The sequence below is a fragment of the Oleiphilus sp. HI0066 genome, from assembly GCF_001635725.1.
This window is the reverse complement of sequence record NZ_LWFH01001110.1, coordinates 1-1,347: the sequence shown is the minus strand read 5'-3', so window position 1 is coordinate 1,347 and position 1,347 is coordinate 1. Positions and strand designations below refer to the sequence as shown.

The 1,347-nt window shown below is 42.4% G+C and carries 1 protein-coding gene; it reads right to left on the bottom strand.

The annotated features are described in order from the left end of the window. Nucleotides 1–48 precede the first annotated feature (48 nt). Nucleotides 49–1,347, bottom strand: a 1,299-nt coding sequence (locus A3738_RS31140; protein ID WP_068763666.1) for a lipopolysaccharide assembly protein LapB, incomplete at its 5' end; no start/stop codon positions are given.

Sequence of the window (1,347 nt, the reverse complement as noted above, 5' to 3'; positions counted from 1 at the left end):
TAAAAGCCTACAAGCCTCCCAATGTCCCAGGCCTTTCTCACAGTCGCATTAGTTAAACTCAATCGGCGGCAATTTATTTAAGCCAGTTTCTTCTTTAGATTGATTGATAGCAGGTTTTGTTTGTCGAGACAGCTGAGTTGGAGTTTCTAATTCTTTCGACTCAAATGGTTTGCTTTTCTTGGCATTCTCAGCAGCGCGTCGACGTTTGAGCTTGTTTAAAAACTCCTCAACCAAAGGGGCTTTATTTTCGAGCTCTGGCACTTCTAGAATTGCTTTGACCAATAACTCATATGCATCGATTAGCCTAATAAAGTGGGGTGAACTTTTATGCAGGTCTTTGAGCAGTTTTACAGTGAGTTTGAAATTGCCTTTATCAAAATTGCTCCTCGCTAATTCAAATCTCAAATTAGGGTCTGTTGGCAAATAGTGTTTACAAGCCAATGATGCACGTTTGAAGCTAATCGCGAGCTTATCGTTTTGACCCGATTGGGTTAAGTGCTTGAGGTAGCGGTCGAATACTAGTGAAGCTTGATTTGGTGTCTTTGGTACGCGGGCCAAACTTAACTGGAAGCAGGATTCGTTCAGTTCTTTGTCGCCCGGATGGCTTTTTAAAGCTTGTTCATAGAGCCGGGCTACCTTAGTTAGCTCGCCTTTTTTGGTTAGAAGTTTGATATGAGCTAGGCACTTCTCTTTATCTGAGCGAATGCTTTTGGGCTCATTGGTGAGCGATTCAGCCGTGTAACCTAGCTTTCCTTGGTACTGAAAAATCATGTATCCCATTAAGTGGAACATGACCACAGAATAAAAGTTGGAAATCGCGGATTGAAGAGCCATTGAGACAAACGAGCCCTCGTAGCCAATAATTTGGCTAAGCAGATCAACAGAACCAAGCATGACCATCATCAATGCTAAGATAAGGCCATAAGGCATTCCAATACTGCTAATCAGCGCAATTATTTTTAGAGGGTTCAATGCTTCTGCGAGACTCTCCGTCATCGCATAGAGAATGATCATCGCCGGTATTGAAACGATGACAAAGAATCCAAGAAACGAAGCGAATCCTGATCCTAATAAAGTACCTGCTGTTGCGACAGCCACTAATAGCAATACAAGAACGAAGAGTATTTTGAATACTAAAAGCACACCGCCTTCATAAGCCGATGTGACATTGGGTGCTTGCATATTGCCCATGGCTGTTTCGGAAAGACAGTTAAAGCAATACTTAAACATCACACCAGAAGTTAATAGGTATAAACCTATCATCAGTGGCACAAACAAAAAGCTTGCCGCTGCCATGGCCATCGAAACAACAACGATAAACGAAAGGCTTTGCTTGCTCAGAGGATA